The 25,232-nt window shown below is 61.5% G+C and carries 20 protein-coding genes and 1 tRNA gene; all 21 read right to left on the reverse strand.

Annotated features, from left to right (window positions below):
• Positions 1-84: 84 nt before the first annotated feature.
• The 21 genes from JHC57_RS03670 to JHC57_RS03770 all read right to left on the reverse strand — a co-directional run bounded on the left by JHC57_RS03670 (position 85) and on the right by JHC57_RS03770 (position 25,068).
• Positions 85-1,272 carry a TonB-dependent receptor gene (locus JHC57_RS03670; RefSeq protein ID WP_231679523.1) on the reverse strand — a complete coding sequence of 396 codons (1,188 nt, stop codon included), beginning with the start codon at positions 1,270-1,272 and terminating at the stop codon, positions 85-87.
• Positions 1,167-2,231 (reverse strand): TonB-dependent receptor plug domain-containing protein, encoded by a 1,065-nt coding sequence (locus JHC57_RS03675; RefSeq protein WP_231679520.1) that lies wholly within the window; start codon positions 2,229-2,231, stop codon positions 1,167-1,169. The genes JHC57_RS03670 and JHC57_RS03675 overlap by 106 nt, the downstream gene beginning before the upstream one ends.
• Before the next feature lie 197 nt (positions 2,232-2,428).
• Positions 2,429-3,331: an SDR family oxidoreductase gene (locus tag JHC57_RS03680; RefSeq protein ID WP_011415065.1), complete on the reverse strand. Its 903-nt coding sequence runs from the start codon at positions 3,329-3,331 to the stop codon at positions 2,429-2,431.
• 105 nt (positions 3,332-3,436) lie between these two features.
• Positions 3,437-4,582 carry an acyl-CoA dehydrogenase family protein gene (locus JHC57_RS03685; protein WP_017499968.1) on the reverse strand — a complete coding sequence of 382 codons (1,146 nt, stop codon included), beginning with the start codon at positions 4,580-4,582 and terminating at the stop codon, positions 3,437-3,439.
• 37 nt (positions 4,583-4,619) lie between these two features.
• Positions 4,620-5,858 (reverse strand): thiolase family protein, encoded by a 1,239-nt coding sequence (locus JHC57_RS03690; RefSeq protein ID WP_011415063.1) that lies wholly within the window; start codon positions 5,856-5,858, stop codon positions 4,620-4,622.
• A 43-nt stretch (positions 5,859-5,901) separates the two neighbouring features.
• Positions 5,902-6,696, reverse strand: coding sequence for an enoyl-CoA hydratase/isomerase family protein (locus JHC57_RS03695; protein ID WP_011415062.1), 795 nt, complete (start codon positions 6,694-6,696; stop codon positions 5,902-5,904).
• Between the two features lie 66 nt (positions 6,697-6,762).
• Entirely contained in the window at positions 6,763-8,307 is a 1,545-nt protein-coding gene (locus tag JHC57_RS03700; protein WP_026108915.1) for an AMP-binding protein, read from the reverse strand.
• A 129-nt stretch (positions 8,308-8,436) separates the two neighbouring features.
• On the reverse strand, positions 8,437-10,071 hold the full coding sequence (locus JHC57_RS03705; protein WP_294028701.1) for a GMC family oxidoreductase N-terminal domain-containing protein: 1,635 nt from the start codon (positions 10,069-10,071) through the stop codon (positions 8,437-8,439).
• Positions 10,072-10,147: 76 nt separating this feature from the next.
• On the reverse strand, positions 10,148-11,572 hold the full coding sequence (locus JHC57_RS03710) for an aldehyde dehydrogenase family protein (RefSeq protein ID WP_157228455.1): 1,425 nt from the start codon (positions 11,570-11,572) through the stop codon (positions 10,148-10,150).
• Between the two features lie 231 nt (positions 11,573-11,803).
• On the reverse strand, positions 11,804-14,413 hold the full coding sequence (locus tag JHC57_RS03715; RefSeq protein ID WP_246552943.1) for a TonB-dependent receptor: 2,610 nt from the start codon (positions 14,411-14,413) through the stop codon (positions 11,804-11,806).
• A 438-nt stretch (positions 14,414-14,851) separates the two neighbouring features.
• On the reverse strand, positions 14,852-16,177 hold the full coding sequence (locus JHC57_RS03720) for an integrase arm-type DNA-binding domain-containing protein (RefSeq protein ID WP_081095415.1): 1,326 nt from the start codon (positions 16,175-16,177) through the stop codon (positions 14,852-14,854).
• A gap of 190 nt (positions 16,178-16,367) precedes the next feature.
• Positions 16,368-16,444, reverse strand: a tRNA-Met gene (locus tag JHC57_RS03725).
• A 61-nt stretch (positions 16,445-16,505) separates the two neighbouring features.
• The gene (locus JHC57_RS03730; RefSeq protein ID WP_294028709.1) at positions 16,506-16,991 is read right to left on the reverse strand and encodes a 2'-5' RNA ligase family protein; all 486 of its coding nucleotides are present in this window, start codon (positions 16,989-16,991) and stop codon (positions 16,506-16,508) included.
• Between the two features lie 229 nt (positions 16,992-17,220).
• Positions 17,221-17,973, reverse strand: a complete 753-nt coding sequence (locus JHC57_RS03735) for an alpha/beta hydrolase (RefSeq protein WP_294028702.1) — start codon at positions 17,971-17,973, stop codon at positions 17,221-17,223.
• A gap of 40 nt (positions 17,974-18,013) precedes the next feature.
• Positions 18,014-18,955 carry an endolytic transglycosylase MltG gene (gene mltG / locus JHC57_RS03740; protein WP_294028703.1) on the reverse strand — a complete coding sequence of 314 codons (942 nt, stop codon included), beginning with the start codon at positions 18,953-18,955 and terminating at the stop codon, positions 18,014-18,016.
• Between the two features lie 271 nt (positions 18,956-19,226).
• Positions 19,227-20,486: a beta-ketoacyl-ACP synthase II gene (fabF, locus tag JHC57_RS03745; RefSeq protein ID WP_294028704.1), complete on the reverse strand. Its 1,260-nt coding sequence runs from the start codon at positions 20,484-20,486 to the stop codon at positions 19,227-19,229.
• A 169-nt stretch (positions 20,487-20,655) separates the two neighbouring features.
• Positions 20,656-20,892, reverse strand: a complete 237-nt coding sequence (locus JHC57_RS03750) for an acyl carrier protein (protein WP_003039428.1) — start codon at positions 20,890-20,892, stop codon at positions 20,656-20,658.
• A gap of 45 nt (positions 20,893-20,937) precedes the next feature.
• Complete coding sequence (locus tag JHC57_RS03755) at positions 20,938-22,137, reverse strand: serine hydrolase (protein WP_294028705.1); 1,200 nt, start codon at positions 22,135-22,137, stop codon at positions 20,938-20,940.
• Positions 22,138-22,179: 42 nt separating this feature from the next.
• Positions 22,180-23,946 carry a tetratricopeptide repeat protein gene (locus tag JHC57_RS03760; protein ID WP_294028706.1) on the reverse strand — a complete coding sequence of 589 codons (1,767 nt, stop codon included), beginning with the start codon at positions 23,944-23,946 and terminating at the stop codon, positions 22,180-22,182.
• 403 nt (positions 23,947-24,349) lie between these two features.
• Positions 24,350-24,943 (reverse strand): hypothetical protein, encoded by a 594-nt coding sequence (locus tag JHC57_RS03765; protein ID WP_294028707.1) that lies wholly within the window; start codon positions 24,941-24,943, stop codon positions 24,350-24,352.
• A gap of 2 nt (positions 24,944-24,945) precedes the next feature.
• Complete coding sequence (locus JHC57_RS03770; protein ID WP_294028708.1) at positions 24,946-25,068, reverse strand: hypothetical protein; 123 nt, start codon at positions 25,066-25,068, stop codon at positions 24,946-24,948.
• Positions 25,069-25,232 lie beyond the last annotated feature (164 nt).

A 25,232-nucleotide genomic window follows, 5' to 3' on the forward strand; every position in this document is an offset into this window, starting at 1 on the left:
GGCTTTCCGGCAGGAAATGCTCTAGCAAATTGATCTTGGGCATTTTCCGAGTTGGCGGGTGATTCCACTCGCCTCGAAAATGGCCTAGAAGCTAATCGCCACTTCTCCGCCGATGACGCGCCCCCTGTTTAGCGGTGAAAGGCTTGCACCCGTGCCCCCGAAGGCCGCCGGCAAAGGTGTATCGCCGCCAATCGTCACCTCATTCAGGAGGTTTCGGCCATAGATGGAGAAGCGCCAGTGCTTGTTGTCGGTCGCCAATGTGAGGCTCGCATCGAGCATATCGGCGCCCTGAAGGAAGCCGACGTTGTTGTCGGTGAATGCCGCCTTGTCGCGATGCGTGAAGCTGACACGCGCCGTTGCTGTCCCCAATTCGCCAAGCTGCTGATCATAAGTCAGCCCCACGCCATAGGTCCATGGCGACAGCCTTGGCAATTTGAGCGCACGATCCACATCGTTGATGACGCCATCACCGCTGAGGTCGAACTGGACGTTGCGATACTGGCCATTCACGTAGCCGAGCTGACCCGAAATCACGAGGTTGGACAAAAGAAAAAACTGCCCCTCGGCCTCGACGCCTTTGATTGTGGCGTCGGCGGTGTTCCGTATGACCTGGCTGACGCCAAGCGGTCCGGGCAGGTTGATCTCGCGCTGCAGGTCCTTCATGCGATTGTAGAAGGCCGCCAGGTTGATCCGGTGGCGCCCGAATTGCTTCTTGGCGCCGAGTTCGAAACTGTCCTGGGTCTCTTGATTGAATGGCCCCGGCGGCACAGCGGGATCGGTGTTGCGCAAATTATATCCGCCGCTGCGGAACCCGCGCGTGTAAAGGCCATAAATCTGCGTGTCGTCATCCGGCTTCCACTGAAGGCCGATTTTCGGCGTAAACCCTCGCCATTTTGCCGCGTCGGCGAAATTGGTTGCACAGATCAGCGTGTCTAGATTGCAACCATTTGCGCGTAAGGCCGAGACCCGAACGGCTTTGCGTTCCCAACTATACCGCGCGCCGAGATTCAAGGTCAGCGTATCGGTGAAATGCCAGTCGGTCGAAGCAAAAATGCCCCATGTTGTCTGGTCTTGCGTACCCCCACCGGAAACGATCCGAGCACCGCCCAAAAGATTCCGCAGCTCGGCGTAACGAAGATCCTGGGAAAAATAGTATAGACCGGTTGTCAATTCGACGTCACCGAACCTTCCGGCATAACGAAGTTCGTCGCTGAGTTGATCCTGGTCGATTTCGAAAAAGGCATGAAAGAAGGACTGTGGTGTTCCATCGATATCAGCGCCCGCGGAGGATCGGAATTTCCGATAGCCAGCGATGTTGGTGAAGACGCCTTCGCCCAGACCGACATCGATGTTGGTTTCCACGATCGCCTGGTCCCATTTGGCATCATAGAAACCTGGGAAATTGATCGAAAACCTGAAGCTGTCGCGGGAAACAGCGCGTGACTCTGGACAGGGGCTCCATCGCTTTCGACATCGCCATGCTCATAGCGGAGATCCATTCGGAAGCGGTCGCCACCCTTGAGCGAAAGTGCCGGGCGAATGATAAGGTCATGTGATTTACCGAAGCTGCGATTGTCGAAGCGGTTGCGAAACCAGCCATTGTCGTCGCTGTAGTAGACGGCCAATTTGGCAGCCAAAACGTCATCGACGATAGGTCCGGTAACCGTGCCGCTTACGGTCTTTTTCAGTCCCGTTTCAATGGATAGCTTGGCTTTGGCTCCAAAATCGAAGCTGGGCCGCGTGGTCCGCACAACCACGGCACCGCCGGTAACGTTGCGACCGAAAAGCAAGCCTTGCGGTCCACGCAGAACTTCGATCCCCTCAAGGTCGAAGTTGTCCAGCACGACACCAGCGTTGATGCCGAGGTAAATACCGTCAGTGAAAACGCCTACGGTGGGGTCGATCGATGGGATCGTGCTGTTGATGCCGAGGCCCCGGATAGTGAAATTGGCATAGCCCGGTGCCGTACCCACATCCTCGAGCTGGACGTTGGGAACGTCGTAGCTCAGACTTTGAAGATTCTGGACGAACTTGGCATCCAGCTGCGCTTCACCAAAAGCCGTGACCGCCATCGGTACTTTCTGCACGCTTTCGCCATAGCCCTTTTTGGTGGCGGTAACGACAATGTCCTCAGCCAGCGCTTCCGTGGCGCTCCCGGTTTGGTCGTTCGCCTGGGGCGTTGCTTCCTGGGCAAATGCTGTTCCCGAGCACAACAACGCGGCAGAAGCCAATAGACATCCTCTCATGGCTGATCCTCTCTTCCCAGGAGATATTGTGTAGTTCATGCCGTTTGGCGGCATTTGAGGGCCGTCGTCCAATTCAATTCGCTGCAGAACTATTCCTGCTGCTCATCGATATCTGGCGGCAGCACGACGCCATCGGCAGCCCGACGGCCGCTCAAAAATATCATGGTAATTCATCGGGTTGATTACGCTCTCAGCGCCCGTTCTACCGCCTCAAGGCTGTCATTCAGCCCGAGCGGGTGCTCGGCATCCGTGAAGTCGACAATTCTACCCCAGTGCCGGGCGACATCATCGAGCGTGAACGCCCTGTCCGCTCCGAAGGCGTGCCCAAGCGCGCGCTCCCACCTAAGCTTGGCGATATAGCCGGCTCCAACTTCAAAAAGCCCTTTGGTTTCGCTGCAATTCTCGTGCGCAAGCCAACCGACCAATGGACTGATCGCTTCCGCTCTGAGATTGGCGAGAAACTCTTGTGGAAAGGCAGTCGCGGTCATACGCGATGCGGCGATTGGGGCGATCGTATTAACCTGGATGTTTCTGGACCGCCCCTCCTCCGCCAGCGCGTTCGCAAGCCCCAATATTCCGAGCTTGGCTGCGGCATAGTTGGCCTGACCGAAGTTGCCGTAGATTGCGGCTGCAGACGTGGTCATGACGATGCGGCCATAGCCCTTGTCGCGCAGTATCGGCCATGCTGCCTGCGTCACTGCCCGCGTCCCATTCAGATGGACCCGCTGAAGCAGTGTCCAGTCTTCGTCGGTCATTTTGTGGAAGCTCACATCGCGCAGGATGCCGGCATTGTTGATGACGACGTCAACGGTTCCGAAGTTGTCAACCGCGGCTTGGATGATCAGCGCGCCCTCCTCGACCGACGCATAATTTGCCACCGCCTGACCGCCCGTGGCTCGAATTTCGTCGACCACATTGTCAGCGGCTGTGGAGCAGCTGCCGCTCCCTTTCTCGTCGCCACCCAGATCATTCACCACCACCTTGGCTCCGCGCCCGCCAAACATCAGCGCGTACTGGCGCCCAAGTCCGCCTCCGGCTCCGGTCACAACCACTACCCTGCCATCGAAACGAAGCTCTTCGTCCATCGCTTGTCTGCCTCTTTTACCTGAGCGACGCATCTGCGCATTTGATCCTGTGCGAGTCAGGCACGCGGCTCCATTTCCGTCGACGCTGTCGTTTTCGTCTGAGCCTTACCGAAAGGCTTGAATGCCGGTCAGGGCGCGCGAAACAACAAGCTTTTGAATCTCCGTCGTGCCATCGGGGATGGGGCAAATGATCGCCTCACGCACCAGCCGCTCAACGATGAATTCGCGGGTGACGCCGTTGCCGCCATGGATCTGAAGCGCATCGCGCGTCGCTTCGATCGCCATTTCGGTGGCGTACCACTTGGCCATCGAGCATTCCGTCTCTGCGCGCGTGCCCGCCTGGACGAGGGATATTGCCCGGTGCGTCAACAGACGGGCTGCGTCGATCTTGGTCGCCATGATGGCGATCTTGTCGGCGATCAGCTGATGGCCGGCGATCTTCTTGCCATGCTGCGCGCGATCGCGAGCGTACGCGATCGCCTCATCCATTGCTCGCCGTGCGATGCCGATACTCCACATCGCCATATGGCAGCGGGCAATCTCGAACACTTGCAACGTATTGCGCAATCCATCGCCGACCCGGCCGATCGTGTTTGCCACCGGTACGCGGCAATCGGACAGGAATATCTGTGCAGTCGATTGGCCGTTGAGCGCCATCTTCTGGATATCGCGCACCTCATACTCACTCTCGTCACGATCGACCAGGATGTGAGTGACTTCATTTTCGCCAGTCTTGCACGTACAGATGAAGATGTCCGAGTAGGCTCCGTTGGTGATCCAGGTCTTTTCGCCATTGATGACCCAGAAATCGCCGTCTCGTACGGCGCGTGTCTTGATGGCGGCGACGTCCGAGCCGACATCGGGCTCCGAGATGCCGAGCGAAACGAACTTCTCGGCCGCGACGAGGTCGGCAAGATAGCGTTGCTTGATCGTCTCCGGGGCGAAGCGGCGGATGAGTTCTGCGCCAACCGCGTTGATGAAGCCGGGTATGGCCACATCGAGCGAGGAATAGGCGATCTCCTCGAAAATGAGCAGATGAGTGAGCCATCCCATATCAAGCCCGCCCCATTGCTCCTGATGCGGTGCGGTAATATGGCCATAGCCGGTCAGTGCTTGAGTCCATTCCTTCATGAGCGGTTTGGGGATGAATCGCTCCCCATGCCGGCGGATTTCCGGCTCAAGCTTGTTGTCGAGAAAGCGGCGGACGGTTTCCACCGCCATGCGTTGTTCATCGGACAGCTCAAAGTTCATATCGTGACCCCGTGTTTCCCTAGGCGCGCTCTGACAACTACCGGCCCAGGATCGTGACGGCGACCACCGCCTCTTCCACCCCGATGACACCTCCGCCGTTCTGCGCGATCGCGAACCGGGCATTCGGAACCTGTCGATCTTCCGCCTCGCCGCGCAATTGCAGCGCAAGCTCGTAGATTTGGCCGAGCCCGGTGGCGCCGATCGGATGTCCCTTGCATTCAAGCCCGCCCGACGTGTTTACCGGAATACGCCCACCCAGCGCCGTCTCACCGCGCTCTGCCGCGAGTCCGCCCTCGCCAGGCGGCGTCAGGCCGAGCGCCTCGATTTCAATGATCTCGCCAACCGCCGTGGCGTCATGCACCTCCGCGACGCCAATATCTTCTGGCCCCACGCCGGCCATCGCATAGGCCCGGTTCGCCGCAAGGCGGCTGACATGGTGGTCATAATCAAAGGGATCGCGCGCGGCGCCGGTTTGCAGCACAGACGCCAGGATTCTTAGCGCCCTGTCCGGGGCTGCCGACAGTTTGCGCCGACCGGCTTCGCTGCAGATGATCGCAGCGGCGGCGCCGTCGCTGATCGGGGAGCACATCGGCAGTGTGAACGGGTAAACGATCGGAGGCGCAGCGAGTACACTTTCGACGGTATATGGGAGGCGATACTGGGCAAGCAGATTGCGCGTCGAATGCATGTGATTTTTCGCCGAGACGGCCGCGATTTGCGCTTGCGTCGAGCCGTAGGTCTTCATGTGCGCGCGTGCCATCGCGGCGTATACATCCATGAAAACGCTGTAAGGCTGACTCGATGTCGTTCCTTCCGGAACATCGACGCCATTGCCCATGGCCAGCAGCTGCGCGCGGCCCGACTCGGTTTCATGCACGTCCCAAGCGCCATCGAATGCACTGAACATGAGCGCCTTGTCGGGCGAGTACATCTTCTCCGCGCCGAGCGCGAGTACGACATCCGCTGCCCCCGATCGAACATAGGCGGCGGCCATGTGCAAGGCCGTGGAAGCCGTCGCACATGCGTTTTCGACATTCACCACGGGAACGCTTGAGATGCCCATCGCTCGCGCCACGATTTCGCCGCGGATCATGTCCTGGCCCTCCATATGCCCCTGGACGCAATTGCCGAAGAAGATGGCTTCGACATCGCCGGCGGTGCATCCTGCGTCGGAAAAGGCCTGCGACGAAGCTTCGGCGCAGAGCATTTTCAGGCTCTTGTCGAACTGTTTTCCGAACGGGGTCATCCCAACCCCCATGACGAATATGTCGGTCATTCGTTGATCCATTCTTCCAATGTGTTCCGCATCCGATCAGGTCTCACCGGTCGGAAAAATCGGGCTTCCGCTTCTCCCGGAATGCCGCCAGTCCTTCGACAATGTCGTTGGACAAGGCGTAAGCAGCCATGGTTTCGAGTTCCTGACGCAGCCCGACTTCGAGCGAGCTATCCTGCGCAGCGCGGACTAGCTGCTTCATGTAGGCGAGCCCTGGCCGGCTCTTTTCTGCAAGAGATTCTACCAGCGCTTGCGCTGCCGCAATGAGATCCTCGGGAGCAACCAGTTGGGTCACGAGTCCGGCTTCCTTCATCTCGGCAGCCGAGATGGTCCCGCCGGTCATCATCAGATGTTTCGCACGCGCTTCGCCGATCTTCCTAGGGAGTCGAACCGACCCTCCACCGCCGGGCAACAGGCCGTAATTTGCATGGGCGTCGCCAAATCTGGCCGGGTGCGCGGCAATGACGAGATCACAGCACAACACCAGTTCCAAGCCGCCGGCGAGCGTAAGGCCGTTGACCGCCGCAATTATCGGAAGGCGCGACGTCTCGATCCTGTTAAAAGCCTGACCGAGCGGCGGCAGAAACAGATTTAAGCGTTCGGCGAGAGTTTGTCCGCCTGTTCCATCGCCAATTGCGAGCAGATCCGCGCCAGCGCAAAACGCCCGTCCGGCGCCGGTAAGAATGCAAGCGCGCACCGTCGCATCTGCTTCCGCTGCCTCGATCGCTGCGGCGAGTTCCTCGGCCAAAGCCAACGACAGACTGTTCAACGCTGCCGGCCGGTTGAGGGTCACCCAAAGCGCTGGGCCGCGTTGCTCAACCAGGATGTATTCATAGTCCATTGCAGTCTCCCGCGCGCCGGCAGGCGGTCACCGGAATAGAGGATGTGGCTAGGATGGCTGCGTCGGTCATGCCCCCGAAATGCGCCGGTCCTGGCCCGCCCAATAGGGCTCTCGAAGCTTTGAACGAAGCACCTTTCCGACATTGCTCAACGGCAGTGGCTCGGCGGTAAAAACGACCTTGCTTGGCTTTTTTGCGGAGCCCAGACGCTGGCGCACCAAATCTATTATCTCGGTCTCCGTGATTTGTGCTCCGGGCTTGACACGCACCATTGCAAGCGGCGTTTCACCCCATTTTTCATGGGGCACGCCAAAGACCGCGACCTCGAGTACACCGGGATGGTCGGCAATTACGTTTTCGATTTCGGTGGGATAGATATTGAAGCCGCCTGACACGATCATGTCGTTGTTGCGATCGAGCAGATACAAAAATCCGTTTGTGTCGATCATGCCGACATCGCCGGTTTTGACCCAGCCATCTTCCATGCGCCGGGCGGTTTCCTCCGGATCGTTCCAGAATTCCTCCATCTGGCCATTTTCGAACCGTGCGACGATCTCGCCGGGCTCGTTTGGTCCCAGCACCTTTCCGTCCTCGTTACGGATTTCGATATCGGCGCCACTCATGGGACGTCCGACCGCCCGAATTGGGGCAGAACCTTCAAATTCGCCGAACCACTCGTTGGGCCCCATAGACGCGATGGGCAGGATTTCGGTCTGTCCATAGCCCGAATGAAGAACATGATTCCCGAATATCTGGCACGACTTGCGAAGCGTCGGCTCGGAGATCGGCGCTGAAGCACTCAGCAGAAACTTCAAATTCGGAAAGTGGCGGCCATATGCCCCGTCGTGATGCACTATGGCATTGAGCATGGTGGGGGCTACAAAGGCATGGCTGATCCGTTCCTGCTCGAGAGTGTCAAGAAAGGACGCTGGATCGAAGCCGTCCATCATCACGTTGCGGGCGCCGCAATACCAGGCCGGCACGAACAGGAAGCCCGATGCATGGGACAACGGGCCGACATGCAGAATGGCATCCCCTGGGGCCACTTGGGGGCCGATGCTGAAAAATGCGGCGGAGATCGTCATCCATGAACGGTGCCGATAGGCAACGCCCTTGGGTTTGCCCGTCGTGCCGCCGGTGTGGCGGATGACACAATAGTCCTCCGGCGCGACGACGGGATCAGGATCCCGGTCCGAGGCTGTCGCCAACCAATTCTCATAGTTGTGATCGCGGATAATGATCCGCTCAAGCGTCGGAGCTTGGGCATCCAGCCCCGCCAACTCCGAAGCCAATGCCTCATCGACCAGCGCCAACCGAGATCCGGTACTCGCGATCATATGGGCGTGCGCTTCACATCGGTTGCGCGCATAGAGAGGAACACGCGTATAGTTTCCAATGGCAGCCGCCAGTATGATGTCGGCGGCCTCGATGGAGTTCTTCTCCAGCGTAGCAATCCGGTCACCCGGTTGAAGGCCGCACTCCGCAAGAGCATTTGCGAGCTTCACGCCGCGCAACCAGGCTTCCGAGAAAGTCAACCGCCTGTGGCCGTGAACGAGAGCCTCTTGCTGGGCGAAATAACGTGCGGCGCGACGTATTTGCGTACGGACGTCCATCAGCCGCGCTCCTCTAAGGCGCTCGCCCACAATGGCGCAGTCGACACATAATAAACTGACATGCGATAGGCCTCTCCGGACTTCTTTTCGTAAGCATCTGTGTCTGCAGCATTGATCCAATCGTCCAATTCAATATTCTGCGATGCTATTCTTGCTGCTCATATTATCGTGCCGGATCATGTCGGCGGCTTTCTCGCCGATCATGATGCAGGTTGCATTGGTGTTGCCGTTGACGACTGATGGCATGATCGAGGCATCGGCCACGCGGATATTTGCGAGGCCGTGAACGCGCAGGCGGTTGTCGACCACCGCCATCTCGTCGGTGCCCATCTTGCATGTTCCCACCGGATGATAAGCATGATTGGCTTCTGCCCGGATATAGGCGTCGATCTCTTCATCAGTTTCAAGGTAGCGGTCAGGATAGAGAGGCCGTTTCATCATCGCCTTCATGCGATCCGAATGCAGGATCTCCTGCACGACACGGAAGGCATTGCGCAACGTCTTGAGGTCGTCGGGATGACTCAAGAGATTGAGGTCCATCTTGGGATCGGATTCGGGGTTTGAGTCATGTAAGGCAACCCAGCCGCGGCTCTTTGGGCGCCCAATATTGAGAATGATCGTATAGCCCCATTTCGTCATCAGCTTGTAGTCGCGCGCATGGTCGCGATAGGCGAGCGGCACGACATGGACCTGGCAGTCCGCCCGGTTCTGCCCCGGCGCGGATCGCAAGAAACCGCCTGCAGCCGTGGGCGGCGATGCCAGCCAGCTTTTCCTTTGCGTGAGATACTGGAATAGGTCTCGCACGGTCTTGAGCGCGCCAACGACATTGAGTGCGATCCCGAGCCGCTTCTTCGACTGGTAGACCAGCATCAGGTCAGGATGGTCGTGAAGATTCTGGCCGACACCGGGAATATCATGAATCACTTCGATTCCATGCTTCTCCAACTCATCACGCGGTCCGATACCGGAAAGCATCAACAGTTGGGGCGAATTATAGGCGCCGCCGCTGACAATGACTTCCTTTTCGCACGGGATCGTCTTCAACTGCCCGTCCTGGGAATACTCGACTGCCACCGCGCGGTTGCCCTCAAACCTGATACGATGGACGCGGGCATGTACTTCGACGCGGAGGTTGCCGCGCCTGCCCATCACCGGATCAAGGTAACACGCCTTCACGCTGGCGCGCTTCCCGTCCTTCACGGTAAACTGATAGATGCCGACACCTTCCTGGCTGGCACCATTGAAGTCCGGATTGGCTTGATGGCCCAGTCCAGTCGCCGCCTCGATGAAAGCATCATAGACATCGAATTCGCGCTTGCCGTTGGATACGTGAAGCGGTCCCGACGAGCCGTGAAACTCATCCTCACCGCGCTCATTATTCTCAGCCTTGCGGAAATAGGACAGGACATCGTTGTAACCCCAGCCGTCGTTGCCGAGTTCGGCCCAGTGGTCGAAATCCGACCGGTCGCCGCGGATATAGACCATCCCGTTCATACCGCTCGATCCACCCAGCATCTTCCCGCGCGGATTGTAGAGGCGGCGGTCGTTGAGCGCCTTTGAAGGGTCGGTGTTGAACCGCCAGTTGAGCGTATTGATCCGATAGTCTTGGATCAGCGCCGCAAAAGCGCCGGGCGTGGACACAAGCGGCGAGGTGCCTGGGCCGCCTGCCTCGAGCAGGCAAACGGTGACATCGGGGTCCTCGGACAACCGGCTGGCGATAACGCCGCCCGACGACCCACCTCCAATAATTACATAGTCAGCCATTTGCTTCCCTTGTCATTCGACCCATGCTGGCGACCCGGCGTCATGCAACATGCCAGCATCAACCGCCGCAGCCACGTCAGAGGATCTTTTCGAAGATGTTGAGTAGTCCTTCGGTCTTGCTCGAATAGGGTGGCAGAAGTTGACCAAGCAGGCTGAGTTTCGGCTGAGAGAACACCGGCTTGTAATGAGTGAAGCGCTCGAAACTGGCGACGCCGGTATAGGCACCGATGCCGCTCTGTCCGATGCCACCGAAAGGCAGCCGGCGCTGGAAGACGTGCATGACCGTGCCGTTGAGAGTCACGCCGCCAGCGTGCGTTTCGGAAATGATCTTGCGCCGTTCCTCACTTTCGTCGCCAAAATAATAGAGCGCCAGCGGGCGCTCATGCCGGTTTACGTAGCGAATGAGCTCGTCTTCGGAGCGATATGGCATGATCGGCAGGATCGGTCCGAAAATCTCCTCCTGCATCATCGCCATGTCATCGGTAACGTCGAGAACCGCCAACGGCACGATCCGATGCCGTTCAGGAAGCGTTCCATCGCCGTTGTCCGAGAGGTTGAGCACCGTCGCGCCCTTGGCTTCGGCATCATCGAGCAAACCTTGGAGCCGCGCGAACTGTCGGTCATTGATGATACTGGTGAAATCGGGGTTGCTTGCCGCGTTGGGGTAGCATTTGGCAACCTGAGCGCGGAGTGCGGCGACGAAGCTTTCCATCTGATCGACATGGACGAAGGCATAGTCAGCGGCGATGCAGGTCTGGCCGGCGTTGAGCAGCTTGCCGAACACTAAGCTTTCACAGACTTGTGCAAGCGATGCACCCTTGCCCACGATGGCAGGGCATTTGCCGCCAAGTTCCAGAGTAACAGGTGTAAGGTTGGCAGCCGCCGCTTCATAGACTTTGCGGCCAACCGCGGGTGAACCGGTGAAGAGAATATGGTCGAAAGGTAGGGCCGTCATCGCCTGTGCCATGTCGGGCCCGCCCTGGACAATCGCGAATTCCTCTTCGGCGAAATACCGGCGCACAAGCCGCTCGCTGGCTTCGGCGGCGTTGGCGGAAACTTCGCTCGGCTTTGCGATCACGCGGTTGCCGGCCGCCAATGCACCGGCCGCGCCAACGAATATGGTGCCGAGCGGATAGTTCCACGTGCCGAGAACGCCCACCACACCTAGGGGCTGGGGGACCAGGCGCGATGAACCGGGAAGGCCGAAGATGTCAGTCTTCACCCGCCGCGGCCTCAGCCACGTCTTCAGATTGCGGCGCGCAAATTTAATTTCCGATATGCCAAGCATCAGGTCGAGCAGGATAGTCTCGTAGCGGGATCGAATGCCGAAATCGGCGGCAACGGCATCGACCAATTCGTCTCTGTGCTGCTCAAATATCCGGCCAAGGCGCCCGAGCAGGTCCATGCGTTCTTCGTAGCTGCGCGAAACCTGCTCACGCGTCCCTTCGCGTTGGGTCGCGAAAATTCGTTCCAGCTCAGTTCTGTTCCGAGACGCATCCACGTTAAATCGTCCGGAGGCGCGCTGGCCGCTCGGCGCTGCTCGCCTGGGCGGTGCTTTCAGCTGCGCCGATCTCAGTGATCACAGCGCGCTCGATTCTGTACGCCGTGCCGATGAATGAGGGACCGTTGCCGGTGGAACGCATCATGGATACTCCTCGGTCTGAAAGTCAGGTCGAAAAAATCGGGGGCAGCGGGCGGGAGAGGATGCCCGCCGCCCCCGTCGCAGCAGCGATCAGAACTTGACTGTCGCTTCGACGCCATAAGTGCGCGGCATGCCGCGGTTCAGATAATCGTAGCCGAACACGTTGAGGTTGAGGCCGTAGGTGTAGTAATATTTGTCGAACAGATTCTTCGCCCACAAGCTAACCGACATATTGTCGTGCGCATAGGTTAATCGCGCATTGGCGAGCCAGTAGCCCGGATTTGCGCATGTAATCGCCTTACCCGCGAGCGTTATGTTCGATCCCGCTGGGGGTGTATCGCACGGTGTCTGCCCATAATTCTTGAACGGATCAAAATAGTACTTGCCCATGTAGGACGCATCACCGCGCAAGGTCAGCTTGTTGGTGCCGTCATCGATCATATCCCAGTCGAATCCGGCCTGGAACGTAACCTCCGGCGCGTTCGGGAAGGGATTGCCGTTGACGTTCAATGTCGGGCTGGCCGGGTTTGCCGGATCGATCACATTGCCTTTGTACTTGCTGTTGAGATAGCCCAGCGAAGCATCGAAACGCAACGTATCGGCCACCTGCCAGGCGAGTTCGGCCTCGCCACCGAACAGGCGACCATTGGCGCTGCGCGTGAAGGTTGTAGCGCCGACCACCTGCGTTACTTGGTGATTCGAATACTCGTAGTAGAAGCCCGCGAGGTTAAGTTGGACGCGGCGATCGAACAGCCGGGTTTTGAGCCCCGCCTCATATGCATTCACCTTTTCAGGCTGGATATAATAGACTTGATTGACGCCCTGATAGGCAAGCCCGTTGAAGCTGCCGCTGCGGTAACCGCGACTGTACTGGAGATAGCCCATGATATCATCGGCGAACTCATAGCTGACATTGATACGGCCGGTTAGCCTGTTTGCCTTTTCGCGCTGCTCAAGCGGCGCGAGATTGGGGTTGTATGGATTGCTGTAGGGGATCAGGTTGACAACCGGCGTCGTACCGTCGAGCGCATAGAGGAAAGTGCTGCCGTTAAGGTAATTGACCTTATCCTGGGTGTAGCGTGCACCCACCGCCACGGTCAGCCGCTCGGTCGCTTTCCAGGTTACGTCGCCGTAGATCGCCTTCGAGGGGCGCGACACGTCAAAACGCTGTTCGCCGAGGATCGGGGTGAACGGAGGCGCGCCTGCCCCGGCGCAGCCCGCCGAAAAGCTACCCCCCATGCCGCCATTGCCCGTATTATTGATCGCGATGTCGGTCTGGAGTGCAATCAGCGAGCGTGCATCAAGGAAGCCGTTGGGATTGATCTCGATCGCGTCGCAGAATCCGGCATCGCCAGGCCCCAACGCCGGATTGGCGGCAAAGGCTGGGATATAGCGGATCGCGTCGGGCGTTCCGATTGCGGCGTTATTGTAGCTGCCCGGAAGACCGGCGCCAAGCAGCAGCGGCCTCAGCGCCCCGAAAAAGTCCGGGTAGTTGACCGTCTTGACCTTGTCCCTGCCATAATAAAGGCCGGCAATGATATCGAGGCGGTCGTTCGAATAGCTGAAACGCAGGTCCTGGTTGAAATTCTTGCTCGTCGACGTGTAGCCGATCGAGCAGAGATCGGCTGGGCCGCCATCGCAATCATCAGGATTGTTGATATAGTCGCCGGTGTCGTAGCCGGTAATCGAGGTGACGGAGAATTGGTCGCTGACATCCCATTTGATGTTGAGGGCTATCCCTTTCGACTTGCTGATGTTCTTACCTACCCGATCAACTGCGACCTCATTGTCACGCAGCAACCGCCCGCCTAGGAAAGGTTGCGGATCGTAACGCGAATAGCCGAGCGCATCCTGCCCGCCCGCGAGTTGACCACCTGCATAGGGCGCGGTGCCCCATGGATCGTCCTTCGCGGCATAGAGCTTCAAATTGATGTCGAGATCGGGATCGGGCCGGAAGCGGATCGAGATGCGACCGCCGATCGTATCGGTGGTCCCTAGGTCGCGCTCATTCCCAGGCAGTACATTGCGCTGCCAACCATCCCCTTTTGCAAAAGTACCGGCGACGCGGACGCCCAAGATGTCGGGAACCAGCGTCGCTTCAGCGGCGCCCTGCACCGTGAAAGTGTCGTAATTGGCATAGCCGGCGGTCAGATAGCCATTGGCCTCTCCCAGATCCGGCTTGCGCGTGAAGAAGCTGATCGCGCCACCCGTGGTGTTGCGACCGTAGAGTGTTCCTTGCGGTCCGCGCAGTACCTCGACCCGGTCGATGTCATAGAGTTGCAGGCCATGGCTCGCCCGGAAGCTCTGATAGACTTCATCGACATAGACGCCAACCGGCGACGCAGTGGAGGCGGAAAATTCGTTCGCCACTGAAATCCCGCGCAGCGAGAAATTCGGTTGGGTGCGACCATAGGGAGTGGTGACTTGCAGGCTGGGGATCGCGCCCATCAAGTCTGAGGTCTCCGTGATGCCGCGCGTGCGCAGCGTCTCGCCGCCTATGGCGGAAACGGCGGCTGGAACATCCTGCAAATTCTGTTCGCGCTTCTGCGCCGTGACGACGATTGTCTCAAGGCCACCTTCCTGCGCCTCGGGCTTTTCGCCCTGCGATGCAGCGTCCTGGGCATGTGCCGGCACTGCAAGCGCACACGCGATCGATAGCGCGGTGGCACAAAGCAAATTTGTCCTAAAGGCTGTGACCATGACTGTCCTCCCCACGGCATTTTTTGAGTTGGCGCCATTTGCCGCGCCTTGGGGCTCATCGTCCAATTCAATTTGTTGGCGAACTATTCCTCCCACTCATTGATTAAGGACTGATGAGCCTGCACCGCTGACGCTTCGTGGCGACGCAAATAACCCCATATATTTCATTGAATTAGTCACGCTGAGCGCGTCCATCGGGACGGATGCGCGCGTTCTGCTCGCCCCAATCGAGCCCTTCCAGACGATGTATCGGCGTAATTGGCGGTCCCGGCGGTTTCCCTTGTCGAGTTGCAAGGGGAATCAGCTATGATGAGATGTAGTGAGATACGGTTTCTTGGAGTTCATTCTACTATTCGCGGATGCATCTAAGTAGCTGATATTTCTAACAACTATGGCAGAAAACCGCGCCTCTAAATCGGCGGTTCTGACTTTTGAGGCTCATCGCGAAGCCGCCCGAAGGGGGCGTTGCCAATACGGCTGTCTCTGGTCGCTTGGTGGCAGGTGCTGGATGGGAGCGGAACAGCGCATGAATTGTGAGAACTCGATAGGATTCTTCTCGACATTCGACACTGCGGTTGCCGCGTCGATCACGTCGGCCCAGTCTTGGAGCATCCGCCTTCGCGGTGTGAGATAGAGCGCACTGTTGTAAGCGCCGCGCACCTCATCCTCGTCCTCGTGAGCGAGCGCCATCTCGATCCAATCCGGCTTGTAGCGTTCGGCTTCGTTCGCCCAGGTCGAGCCGAGCCCCCTAAACCCATGTACCGTCTGCCGATGGAGATACCCCATCCGATAACAGGCATAGATCATGGTGTTCTCGGAAATAGACTTTCCAGGCTTGGCTCCGGGAAAGAGGAACGCATCGTTCGTCGCCTGCAAGCGGCGCTGAACGATCATTGCGGCCTGGCGGGACAGCGGAACAAGATGCTCACGTTCCATCTTCATGCGCTCCGGCGACAGACGCCATAGCGGGTTCGGTCCATAGAGATCCTCGAACTCGTCCCTGGCCGCGAAGCGGGTTTCGCTGGTTCGGACCCATGTGAGCAAGGTGAACAGCAGCGCGTCACGGGTGATCTCGCGGCGGCGCGGCGTGTCCTCGCCGTCATAGGCGAAGATCGCTCGCACCAGCTTCGGAAACTCCGCGAGCGGCACGCGCGCCATGTGCCTGACGGGCGGCTTGGGCTTGAGCGCATCGTTGAGGCCGAGCGTCGGATCGATGGTCGCCCAGCCGCTCGCGATCGCGAAGCGATAGATCTGGCTGACGTTCTGCTTGAGGCGACGGGCGATATCGAGGGCGCCGCGCGCTTCGACCGCGCGGATCATCTCGAGAATCTCGGGCGGGTCGATTTCCGTGATCGGACGCTTCCCGATGACCGGAAAGACGTCGCGCTCCATCCGGTTGATGACGCGCAGGGCATGGGCCGAGTCCAGCCCTTCAATACGATTGGCGTGCCAGGCCCGCGCAATCTCTTCGAACAGCTTGAGCGCGGCCCTCTGCTTCTTCGCCCGCTTCCTGGCCTCGGCGGGGTCCTCACCCTGATCGAGCAGCCGCTTGGCTTCGGTCCGCTTCTCGCGGGCGATCGCCAGCGTGACGGTCGGATATTTGCCGAAGCTCAGCAGTTTTTCCTTGCCGTCGAAGCGGTATTTCAGGCGCCAGAGCTTCGATCCGTTCGGCTGGACGAGCAGGTGCAGGCCTTCTCCATCGGACAGCTTGTAGGGGCGCTGCCGCTTGGTGGCGTATTTGACCTCAAGTTCTTTCAAAGCCATCTGGGGGTATCGCCTGTTTTGGGGACAGCCGAAAAATACCCCCAAAATACCCCCAATCCAAATCGCCGTGGGTGGCCGCAGCCGGTCGCACCGGGACGCCGGCGTACGCAACGGGACGCGAAAAATATTTGATTTTCCTCGAAAAATGTCTGCCAGTGGCCTCAGTGGGTCACTGGTGGACAATCCGGGTTGGTAGCGGAGGAGGGACTCGAACCCCCGACACGCGGATTATGATTCCGCTGCTCTAACCTGCTGAGCTACTCCGCCCCGAAAGGCCGCCACGTCGGGCGAGCAGCGCCTATAGGCAGGCCTTCGCGCCGGGTCAACATCATGCGCGCACGCCGCGAAAATTGCGTGCGAAAGCGGGCTGCCACGACCCGCCGAGATAATGATGCGCCGCCAGCCCGTCTATTTTCAACGCGCGTGCCTGAAAGTCCGCGGCGAGTTCGGCCAGCAACGCCTTCGCCTCGCGCGGCGCGACCTTGTTCTGGACGGTGATGTGCAGCCGCGGCGTCCCCCGGTCCTGCGCGCTCAGCATGCCCGCGAAATGATCGGCGATGCGGGCGCGGATGGCGAGCAGATCGGCGCTCTCGACCCGGAAGGCGGTCCCCTGCCCCAGCGAAAAGGCCTCGCGCAAATGCGCGGCGGGCGGCGGCGTGTCGGCGGCGATGCGGCGGACCAGCCGCTCAAGCTCGTCGAGGGACGACGGCGGCAGCTGGTGGAACAGCGTGATATGCGCTTTCAGATGGTTGCGATCGGGCGGGAAATGCGCGGCGCGCAGGGCGTCGAAATAGCGCTGGTCCGCCGCACCCATCGTCGCGGTCACGATGATGGGCACGGCGCCAGCGGTCCGGTAGGGAGGGGGGAAGCCCGGGCCGGCTGATGCGAGAAGGGATGGACGGGGCAATTTCGGGGGAGGTTTGCCGTCGTCCACGGGACACCCTTTCTCGATAGCCCCTCTTTGCCGGGAATCGGCCGGGCGATCCAATCGATTAATCGGCTCAGAATGATCGGTCTGACCGATCAGTCACAAAACCCTGTAATTACAACCGGCTCCAGAAGTCGCGGAGCGCCGCCGCCACCTCGGCGGGCCGCTCGGCGATCGCCCAATGCCCCGCGCCGCCAATCACCACCAGTGGCGTGTCCGTGTTCGCGGCATAACGCTGCGCGACCGCCAGTTCGACATAAGGGTCGCCTTCGCCCCATATCAGCGTCCCGTTTGCGGGCAGCCGTCCGATGTCGCGCGCCCAGTCATGCGCGAAGCTCAAACCCCTGGCGGAGCGATAGAGGGTCAGGATCGCGCGGCGCTTGTCCTTGTTCCGCCACTGTTCGGCCTCTTCGCGAGCGATGTCGGCGGGCATGCCCTGCGTCGCGAGCCCGTCGGCGAGCCTGTCGGCCTTGCTCAGCGCCATGAAGATTTCGCCGAGCAAGGGCGTGTTCCAGATTCGCGCGATCCGGTGTCCGCGATATTCGGGCTCGATCACCGCGTTCGAGATCGCCCAGCTGCGGATCAGATCGGGGCGCAGCATCGCGACGCGCTGCGCGATCAGCGCCCCCCAGTCGTGGCCGACGATGTCGATCGGGCCGTGCACCGCGAACAAGGTCTCGGCCTCGGCCACCGCCCAGTCGGCATAGGCTTCCTTGGTCGCGGCGAAGCCGGCGGGGAGCGGTCCGGTGAAACCGGGCAGTGCCGGGACCGCAACCGGCGTATCGCCCAGGCCGAGTGCGGCCAGCAGCGGACGCCAGATGGCGGGACTGTCGGGGACGCCGTGGATAAAAAGCTTGGCCGTCATCATTTCGTGCCCCCTCTGTCATTCCGGCGGTCGGCGAGGATCGTTATTCCATCTCCCCACGGTCGCGCCGAAGCTGGTACCATTTCTGCACATTGGCGTTGTGATCGGCGAGGGTGCGCGCGAAGACATGACCGCCATCGCCCCTGGCGACGAAGAAGAGATAGTCGTTCGCTTCGGGATTGAGCACGGCGGCGATAGACGCCTTGCCAGGGTTCGCGATCGGCCCCTGCGGCAGCCCCGCCATCGCATAGGTGTTGTAGCCGTTCACGGCCTGGATTTCGGAGCGCAGAATGCGCCGACCGAGCGGCTTGCCCCTGGTGATCGGGTAGATGATCGTCGGGTCGGCCTGGAGCCGCATGCCGACGGCGAGACGGTTGGTATAGACGCCCGCGACGGTGCGGCGCTCGTCTGCGACGCCGGTTTCCTTCTCGACGATCGACGCCAGCGTCATCGCCTGATTGCGGTCCCTGACCGCGGTACGCGGGGTGCGCTTTGCCCACAGTTCGTCGAACGCCTTGTCCATCGCCGCCTGCATCCGCTTCACGACGGCGGCGCGGCTTTCGCCCGTCGTGAAGGCATAGCTGTCGGGCAATATGCTGCCCTCGGCCGGGACCGGAATCTCGCCCTTCAGCCGCTTTTCGGCCATCAGCCGTTCCCACACCATGATCGAGGGCATGCCTTCCGGGATCATGACCATCCGCTGGATCGTCTTGCCCGACTGGAAGAGGGTGAGGATGTCGCCGGCATCCATCCCCTTTTCGATCCTGTATTCGCCGGGTTTGATCGGATCGTCCGAACCGAAGAAGCGCGCCTCGTTGCGGAAGCTCGACGCCGACACGAGCCCGGCCTCTTCGAGAATCTGTCCCGCCTTCGCGATGCTCGCACCCTGCGGGATCACAACCTCGGCATCCTTCGGCGCGCCGCCCGAGCAGCCGGCGAGAAGCAAGGCCAGGATCGCGATCGTCAGCCAGCGGAACGGATGCACCAATCTCTCCCGTCAGTCGAATTCTCTGCCTAAAGCCACAAAAGACCCGCATGCGCAGCGCCTTTTTGTGTCCTTTGTGGCTTTAGGCGAAGCTTCGCCGAACCCCCTGCTGCTAGAGCATGGCGGCGCAATGTAGGAAAGAGGTTTCCACATCGCCATCGCGCGGCCCCGGCGATCGCAGGGGGAAGCCATTTCCAGTCATCATCCTGCCGCCACCCGGATGGCCGGAGATTGCTTCGACGCCACGCTCCCCGCAATGACGGGGCGCGTATCAGTCGACCGCCTTGACGATCAGGCTGGCGTTGGTGCCGCCGAAACCGAAGCTGTTGTTGAGCGCGGCCTTGACCTCGCGCTTCTTCGCGACCTTCGGGACGAGGTCGGCGCCTTCGGTGCCTTCGTCGGGATTGTCGAGGTTGAGCGTCGGCGGGACGATCTGGTCGCGGATCGCGAGGATACAGAAGATTGTCTCGACCGCGCCGGCGCCGCCGAGCAGGTGGCCGATGGCCGACTTGGTCGAGCTCATCGAGACATTGGCGATTTCGTTGCCGAACAGGCGCTTCACCGCGCCGAGTTCGATCGTGTCGGCCATCGTCGACGTGCCGTGCGCGTTGATATAGTCGATGTCGGCGGGGGTCATGCCCGCCTTCTTGAGCGCCGCCGCCATCGAGCGGTACGCGCCGTCCATTTCGGGATCGGGCGCGGTGACGTGGTACGCATCGCCCGACAGGCCGTAACCAACGACTTCGGCGTAGATTTTCGCGCCGCGCGCCTTGGCATGCTCATATTCCTCGAGCACGACGACGCCCGCGCCCTCGCCCATCACAAAGCCGTCGCGGTCCTTGTCATAGGGGCGGCTCGCCTGTTCGGGACGGTCGTTGTAGCTCATGTTGAGCGCGCGCGCCTGCGCGAAGCCGGCGATGCCGATCGGACAGATCGTCGCCTCGGCGCCGCCGGCGAGCATGATGTCGGCGTCGTCGTCGCGGATCATCCGTGCAGCGTCGCCGATCGAATGGGCGCCGGTCGAGCAGGCGGTGACGACAGCGTGGTTCGGGCCCTTGAGGCCATATTTGATGCTGACCTGCCCCGAGATCAGGTTGATCAGGCGGCCGTGGACGAAGTGCGGAGAAACGCGGCCGGGGCCCTTTTCGGCGAGCAGCAGGCTTTCGCTCTCGATGCCTGGCAGGCCACCGATGCCCGAACCGATCGAACAGCCGGCGCGCACTTTCTGCTCCTCGGTCATCTCGGTCAGGCCGGCATCCTCGAGCGCCTGGCCCGCCGCGTCGATGCCGAAGATGATGAAAGGGTCGACCTGGCGCTGGACCTTGTGATCGACGCGCTTCGACGGGTCGAAACCATATTCATGGTCGGGACCCTTGACCTCGCACGCGATCGTGCATTTCTGATCCGACGCATCGAAATGGGTGATCGTGCCCGCGCCGGACTTGCCCGCGATCAGATTGGCCCATGTGGTTTCCACATCGGCGCCCAGCGGCGTCACCAAACCCAAACCCGTCACCACAACCCGGCGCATAGTCGTTCCTTTCATCGGCCCCTGCCCCCGCAGGGCGCCGCGTCATTTCAGAAGACGCATATCCATAAAAAAAGCTTCCCGGCACCTGCGCGCGAACGCTCGGAACCGGGAAGCCGGAAACGCGTGGGCGGCGTCGCCGCCGCGTCCGGCTGCGCCGGACCGGGCCAAATCAGCCCTTGTTCGCTTCGATATAGTCGATCGCGTCCTTGACGGTGGCGATCTTTTCCGCCGCATCGTCGGGGATTTCGACGCCGAATTCTTCTTCGAACGCCATCACCAGCTCGACGATATCGAGGCTGTCGGCGCCCAGATCGTCGATGAAGCTCGCTTCTTCGGTGACCTTGTCGGCTTCGACGCCCAGATGTTCGACAACGATCTTTTTAACCTTTTCGGCCGAATCGCTCATGCACAGTTCCTTTTTCTGACTATGTCGTGAATGTTGAAAATTGCCCTAGTGCCCGTGGGCGGGGCTGGCAAGAGGGCTGGCATCGGCCGATCGGCGAAGCGCCGCATCGACCAGCCTTTCCTCCGCAGCGCTATAAGCCGACCGTGTCCCTTTCTGCCCCTCCGGCACCTGGGTCACGAAATAGGCAATGCCCTCGCCGCCTTCAAGGTCGAACCACAGCCCGGAGCGCAATCCATAGGCATCGCCCGAATGGCCGAGGCGCAGACGCGCGTCGCCGAACAGGTCGTCGCGGCAGGCCGGATCCGCGAGCGCCGGCCCACCCGTGCTGTGCATAGCTATGCCATATTCGCAGAAAAAGCCGCCGGTGCCCTCGCCGCTCGTCGGGCGGACGGGCGCCATCGCTTCAAGCCGCGCAAGGCTTTCGGGCTTGAGAAAGCTTTCGCCCCGACGCAGCAACATGACGCCGATGCGCGCAAGGCCGTTGGCAGAGATGCGGAGGCCGCCCTGCGGGCTGAACCCGGCGCCATGCCGGCCGAGCCGGTACGCGGCGACATCGCAACTGCCGTCAGTCGCCGGAACGACGGGGCAGGCCGGGCGCACGCCCTTCAGATCGTCGCGCACCACATTACCGTCGGCGCCGTACAGCACGACGGCGCGCGTCACCGCAGCGTCGCTGCACGTCGGCCAGTTGAAACAGGCGTCGAGGCCAAGTGGCCGGAAGACCAGCCGGGCCATCGCCTGGTCGAAACGCTCGCCGGTCGCCCCCTCGATCGCGGCCGCGACCACAGGATAGTTGAAATTGGCATAGGCGAAATCGCCGCCGGGCGCGCGTGCCCCGTCCCAGGCGGCTGGATTGCGCAGCGCGGTTTCGAGATCGGCGTCGAGCGGCAGCGCATAATCGGTGTCGTCATTCAGCCCCGACCGATGGCCGAGCAGTTGCGCGAGGCTGATCGGCCGATCGGGCCAAGCCGGATGGCGAAGCCGCCAGCCGAGATAATCCGACACATCGCGGTCGAGGTCGAGGCGTCCGGCCTCGACGAGGCGCAGGACGCCCAGCGCCACGACGAGCTTCGAAACCGAGGCGATGCGCACCGGATCGTCGGGCCCGATCGCCCTTCCATCCGCGCGATCGGCAAGCCCGGCGGCGACGCGCGTTTCGACCTTTCCATCGCGATCGAAATGCACTGCGACCGCCGCGGGCGGCGGCGATGCGGCGAGGGTCAGCAGGGCGAGCGCAGAGAACATCGCGCCACCCTGCGCGGCGTGCCGCGCGCGGTCAAGCCGCGGCTACCGCGCCGTCGCTTCGGCGGCGACGACGCCCGATTCGCGCAGCGCATCCGACGCGCGCTGGATCACCACCGGCGTGATCATGAAGCGCCCAAGCACGCGTTCGGGCGTCGCGCCGGCCGGCTGGCGCGTGTAGGCGAGCAGCCGCTGCCATTGCGCGCGCGCCTCTGCCACATGCCCCTGCCGCGCGAGCACGATCGCGCGCACCATCATATATTGCGGCTCCATATTGCTGGGCGACGGCATATGTTCGAGGATCCGCCACGCCTCGTCATGCTCGCCGCGCTGCGACAGGACGAAGGCCAGTGTGACCGCCGGAACGCCGGGGTAGGACGAATCGAGCTGCAGCGACCGGCGGAGCAGCGCCTCGCCCTCCGCCCCCTGTCCGCAGGTCAGCTTGAACAGACCGAGGAAACCGGACACATCGGGATCATAGGTGTTCAGCGCGAGGGCGGCATCGCCCATCGCGCTGCCGCCGGCGCAATTGCCCGCATAGAAATTGGCGCGCGCCATTGCGAACAGGCCCGCCGAGGAATTCGGACTGTTGTCGTATGCGCTCTGCGCGAACGCGCGGGCTTCGGTCAGCGCTTCGCGGCCCGCGGCCGTCAGGCGCTGCGGTTGCCAGTCGCCATAGCGCACGAGCGACAGCGCGGCGAGCGCGACGGGGTCGCGCGGGTTCGCCTTGATCGTCGCCCGAAGGCAGGCGCCGACCTGGCTTGCACTCGCCGCGTTGCGCATCTGACGCATGCGGTTGAACTGCGCAAGGCATGGATAGCCGGGAGAGAAATTGTCGGGCTGGCGCTGGACCTGATCGCGTACGATCACGCCATAATCGCCCGCGAGCTGCGCGATCAGCGGCTCGATCGCGGTGAACTCGGGGGTCTCGTCGCTGGTGAGGCGCAGTTGCTGCGACCAGATCGCGCGCTGGTCGGCGACCCGGTTGAGCACGAGCGTGACGTCGGCGGCCCCCTCGACGGTCCGGACGATCGAGGTATCGAGCCGGTAGTCGCCGGTGCGTGCCGTGCTGGTGCCGGGTGCCTTCGAGCTTAAAAGGTCGATCAGATCGAAGCGGCGCAGTCCGTCGCGCAGCTTTCCGTCGAGCGCGCGCGCAAGCGCGCGCGATTGCGGCATATTGCCCGCCGCCGGCGGGCTGACCTCGAGCAGCGGAACGGGCGCAGGGTCGCCGACGAACAGCCGGTCCGCCTCCCCCCGAAGCGTCCACAGGGTAAAGAGCGCAAGCGCAAGCAGGGCGAGCACGACGACCCAGCGGCCGAAATGCGGTCCCTGCCGACGCCGCGGGGACAATCCGCCCCCCGCAGGCGGACGAGCGGCGCCCGCGGGCTGGCCGGATGCCTTGACGTCACCATCGCCTTCGGGTTCGTCCGCCGGCCGCGACGATGGCGGCGCCGAGCGATATTGCACGACGACTTCGTAGCTGCCCTGCGGCACGCGCAACCGATGGACCCACGGCGTATCGGCATAATAACGATCGAGCAGGGTCCGCAATCGCCCGACCATGACGCGCGGATAGCTGTCGACGGCGGGGTCGAAATCCTCGCTTCGGCCGAGCGCCTCGGTCGCGATCGCATAGGCCTTCGGCGAACTGCGCCCGCCACGAAGTCGATGTTCGACAAGGAATTGCAGCAGGCGCGACAGGACCGGCGAGCGCGTGAACATCGGGGAATCGAGCAGTTTCCCGAGTTCCTCCGCGATGATCCGGTCGACCTCGCCGGGATCCTGTGTCTCGTTCGCTTTCGCCTGGTCCATGCCACCCTCAAATGCGCCCGACGGGCGGTGCGCTAGATACGCCAATCGGCCAGCGCGGCCACCCATTGTTACTTTGACGTAACGGTAACAAGGAAACCTTGGGTCATATCAGAAGAAAATCTTCGCGCCAATCCGCAAGGAAAAAGGCGAAAGCCGGTTAAGGATTGGTTATCAAATGGCAACATCATCGAATGTGACCCCTTGTAACTGCCGCGTGCCCGAAACTGTGGCATTCTTTCCATGTCGCGCTGTCCCTCCGGATAGCGCGGTGTGGAGCCAAAAGGCGAATGGTGCGAGCTGGTCCCTGGCACCTTTCGATCCCCCTCAGGCTTCATTTCAAGACTTCGCCGGGCGGCCCGACAGCCCCACCTGTTCTGTCGCCCGGCAAGTCGACCTTCCTCCATCATCCGGCGACGCGACGCCCTGGCCACAGCCGCAGCGCGAGCGCCGCGACCATGATCGATCCGAACAATATGCCGACGGCCCGCTTGTCCGGATCGGCGCCAAAGGCGCGCCCGGCGTAACTCGCGGTGAAGATGAACCAGATATAGTGGATGCCGAACAGGTGGAGGCGTCGCCACCACAGGCCGAGCCGCCGCTGCCACCCGTCGGTCGAGGTCAGCGCCATCAGATAGATGATGACATAGGCGAGCCCGCCGCCGATCAGCGACTGCCACGTCCTTCCCGGCGCATAGACGATCACATTGATGCCGAGCGCGACGAGATGGATCGTATGCGCGAGCGCGAAGCCCAATCCCCATTGGCGTCGCCGGCGGAGGAGCGCACGCGATATCGGCGAGGGCCAGCGGTGCACCAGCGTCGAGGCGAGGAAGGCGACCAGGAACAGCGGCAAACCCGCCCGCGCCGTCCAGCGCGCAGCGAGCCCCGCCCGTTCGGCCGCGTCGCCACCCGCCAGCCATCCGGCCGCAACCGCAATCAGCCCGGCGGCAAGGCCGAGCAGCAGCGGAGTGGCGCGGCGGTCGAGCCAGCTGCTCAAGTTCAGGGCGCGCCGATACGAAAGAGCCAGTTGCCGCCGAAGCCGGACGGTGGCGCAAGCGGCGCGTCGACCTTCAGGCGCCCCGGATCATCGGCTCCCATGGTGATATAGCCAGGCATGTTCACGACCCCCTCTTTCGCTGCGTATACGAAAGGGGCGCCGGTTTCCACCGACGCCCCGATCATTTTTCATCGAAGATGTATGACTTAGGTCGTGGTCGCCGTCTTGCACGGACCGGTGTGGGTGCTGGTCATCTGCATGACCATTTCCATGTCGCCGCCGGTCGGGA

The organism is Sphingopyxis sp., assembly GCF_016463645.1.
Lineage (GTDB): Bacteria > Pseudomonadota > Alphaproteobacteria > Sphingomonadales > Sphingomonadaceae > Sphingopyxis.

Coding starts and splice junctions, on each gene's coding strand:
- JHC57_RS03680 (WP_011415065.1), bottom strand. CDS start 3,331: ATGGACGAAGAGCTTCGTTTCGATGGCAGGGTAGTGGTTGTGACCGGA.
- JHC57_RS03685 (WP_017499968.1), bottom strand. CDS start 4,582: ATGAACTTTGAGCTGTCCGATGAACAACGCATGGCGGTGGAAACCGTC.
- JHC57_RS03690 (WP_011415063.1), bottom strand. CDS start 5,858: ATGACCGACATATTCGTCATGGGGGTTGGGATGACCCCGTTCGGAAAA.
- JHC57_RS03695 (WP_011415062.1), bottom strand. CDS start 6,696: ATGGACTATGAATACATCCTGGTTGAGCAACGCGGCCCAGCGCTTTGG.
- JHC57_RS03700 (WP_026108915.1), bottom strand. CDS start 8,307: ATGGACGTCCGTACGCAAATACGTCGCGCCGCACGTTATTTCGCCCAG.
- JHC57_RS03705 (WP_294028701.1), bottom strand. CDS start 10,071: ATGGCTGACTATGTAATTATTGGAGGTGGGTCGTCGGGCGGCGTTATC.
- JHC57_RS03715 (WP_246552943.1), bottom strand. CDS start 14,413: ATGGTCACAGCCTTTAGGACAAATTTGCTTTGTGCCACCGCGCTATCG.
- JHC57_RS03720 (WP_081095415.1), bottom strand. CDS start 16,177: ATGGCTTTGAAAGAACTTGAGGTCAAATACGCCACCAAGCGGCAGCGC.
- JHC57_RS03730 (WP_294028709.1), bottom strand. CDS start 16,991: ATGGGTGCGGCGGACCAGCGCTATTTCGACGCCCTGCGCGCCGCGCAT.
- JHC57_RS03735 (WP_294028702.1), bottom strand. CDS start 17,973: ATGATGACGGCCAAGCTTTTTATCCACGGCGTCCCCGACAGTCCCGCC.
- fabF (WP_294028704.1), bottom strand. CDS start 20,486: ATGCGCCGGGTTGTGGTGACGGGTTTGGGTTTGGTGACGCCGCTGGGC.
- JHC57_RS03750 (WP_003039428.1), bottom strand. CDS start 20,892: ATGAGCGATTCGGCCGAAAAGGTTAAAAAGATCGTTGTCGAACATCTG.
- JHC57_RS03755 (WP_294028705.1), bottom strand. CDS start 22,137: ATGTTCTCTGCGCTCGCCCTGCTGACCCTCGCCGCATCGCCGCCGCCC.
- JHC57_RS03760 (WP_294028706.1), bottom strand. CDS start 23,946: ATGGACCAGGCGAAAGCGAACGAGACACAGGATCCCGGCGAGGTCGAC.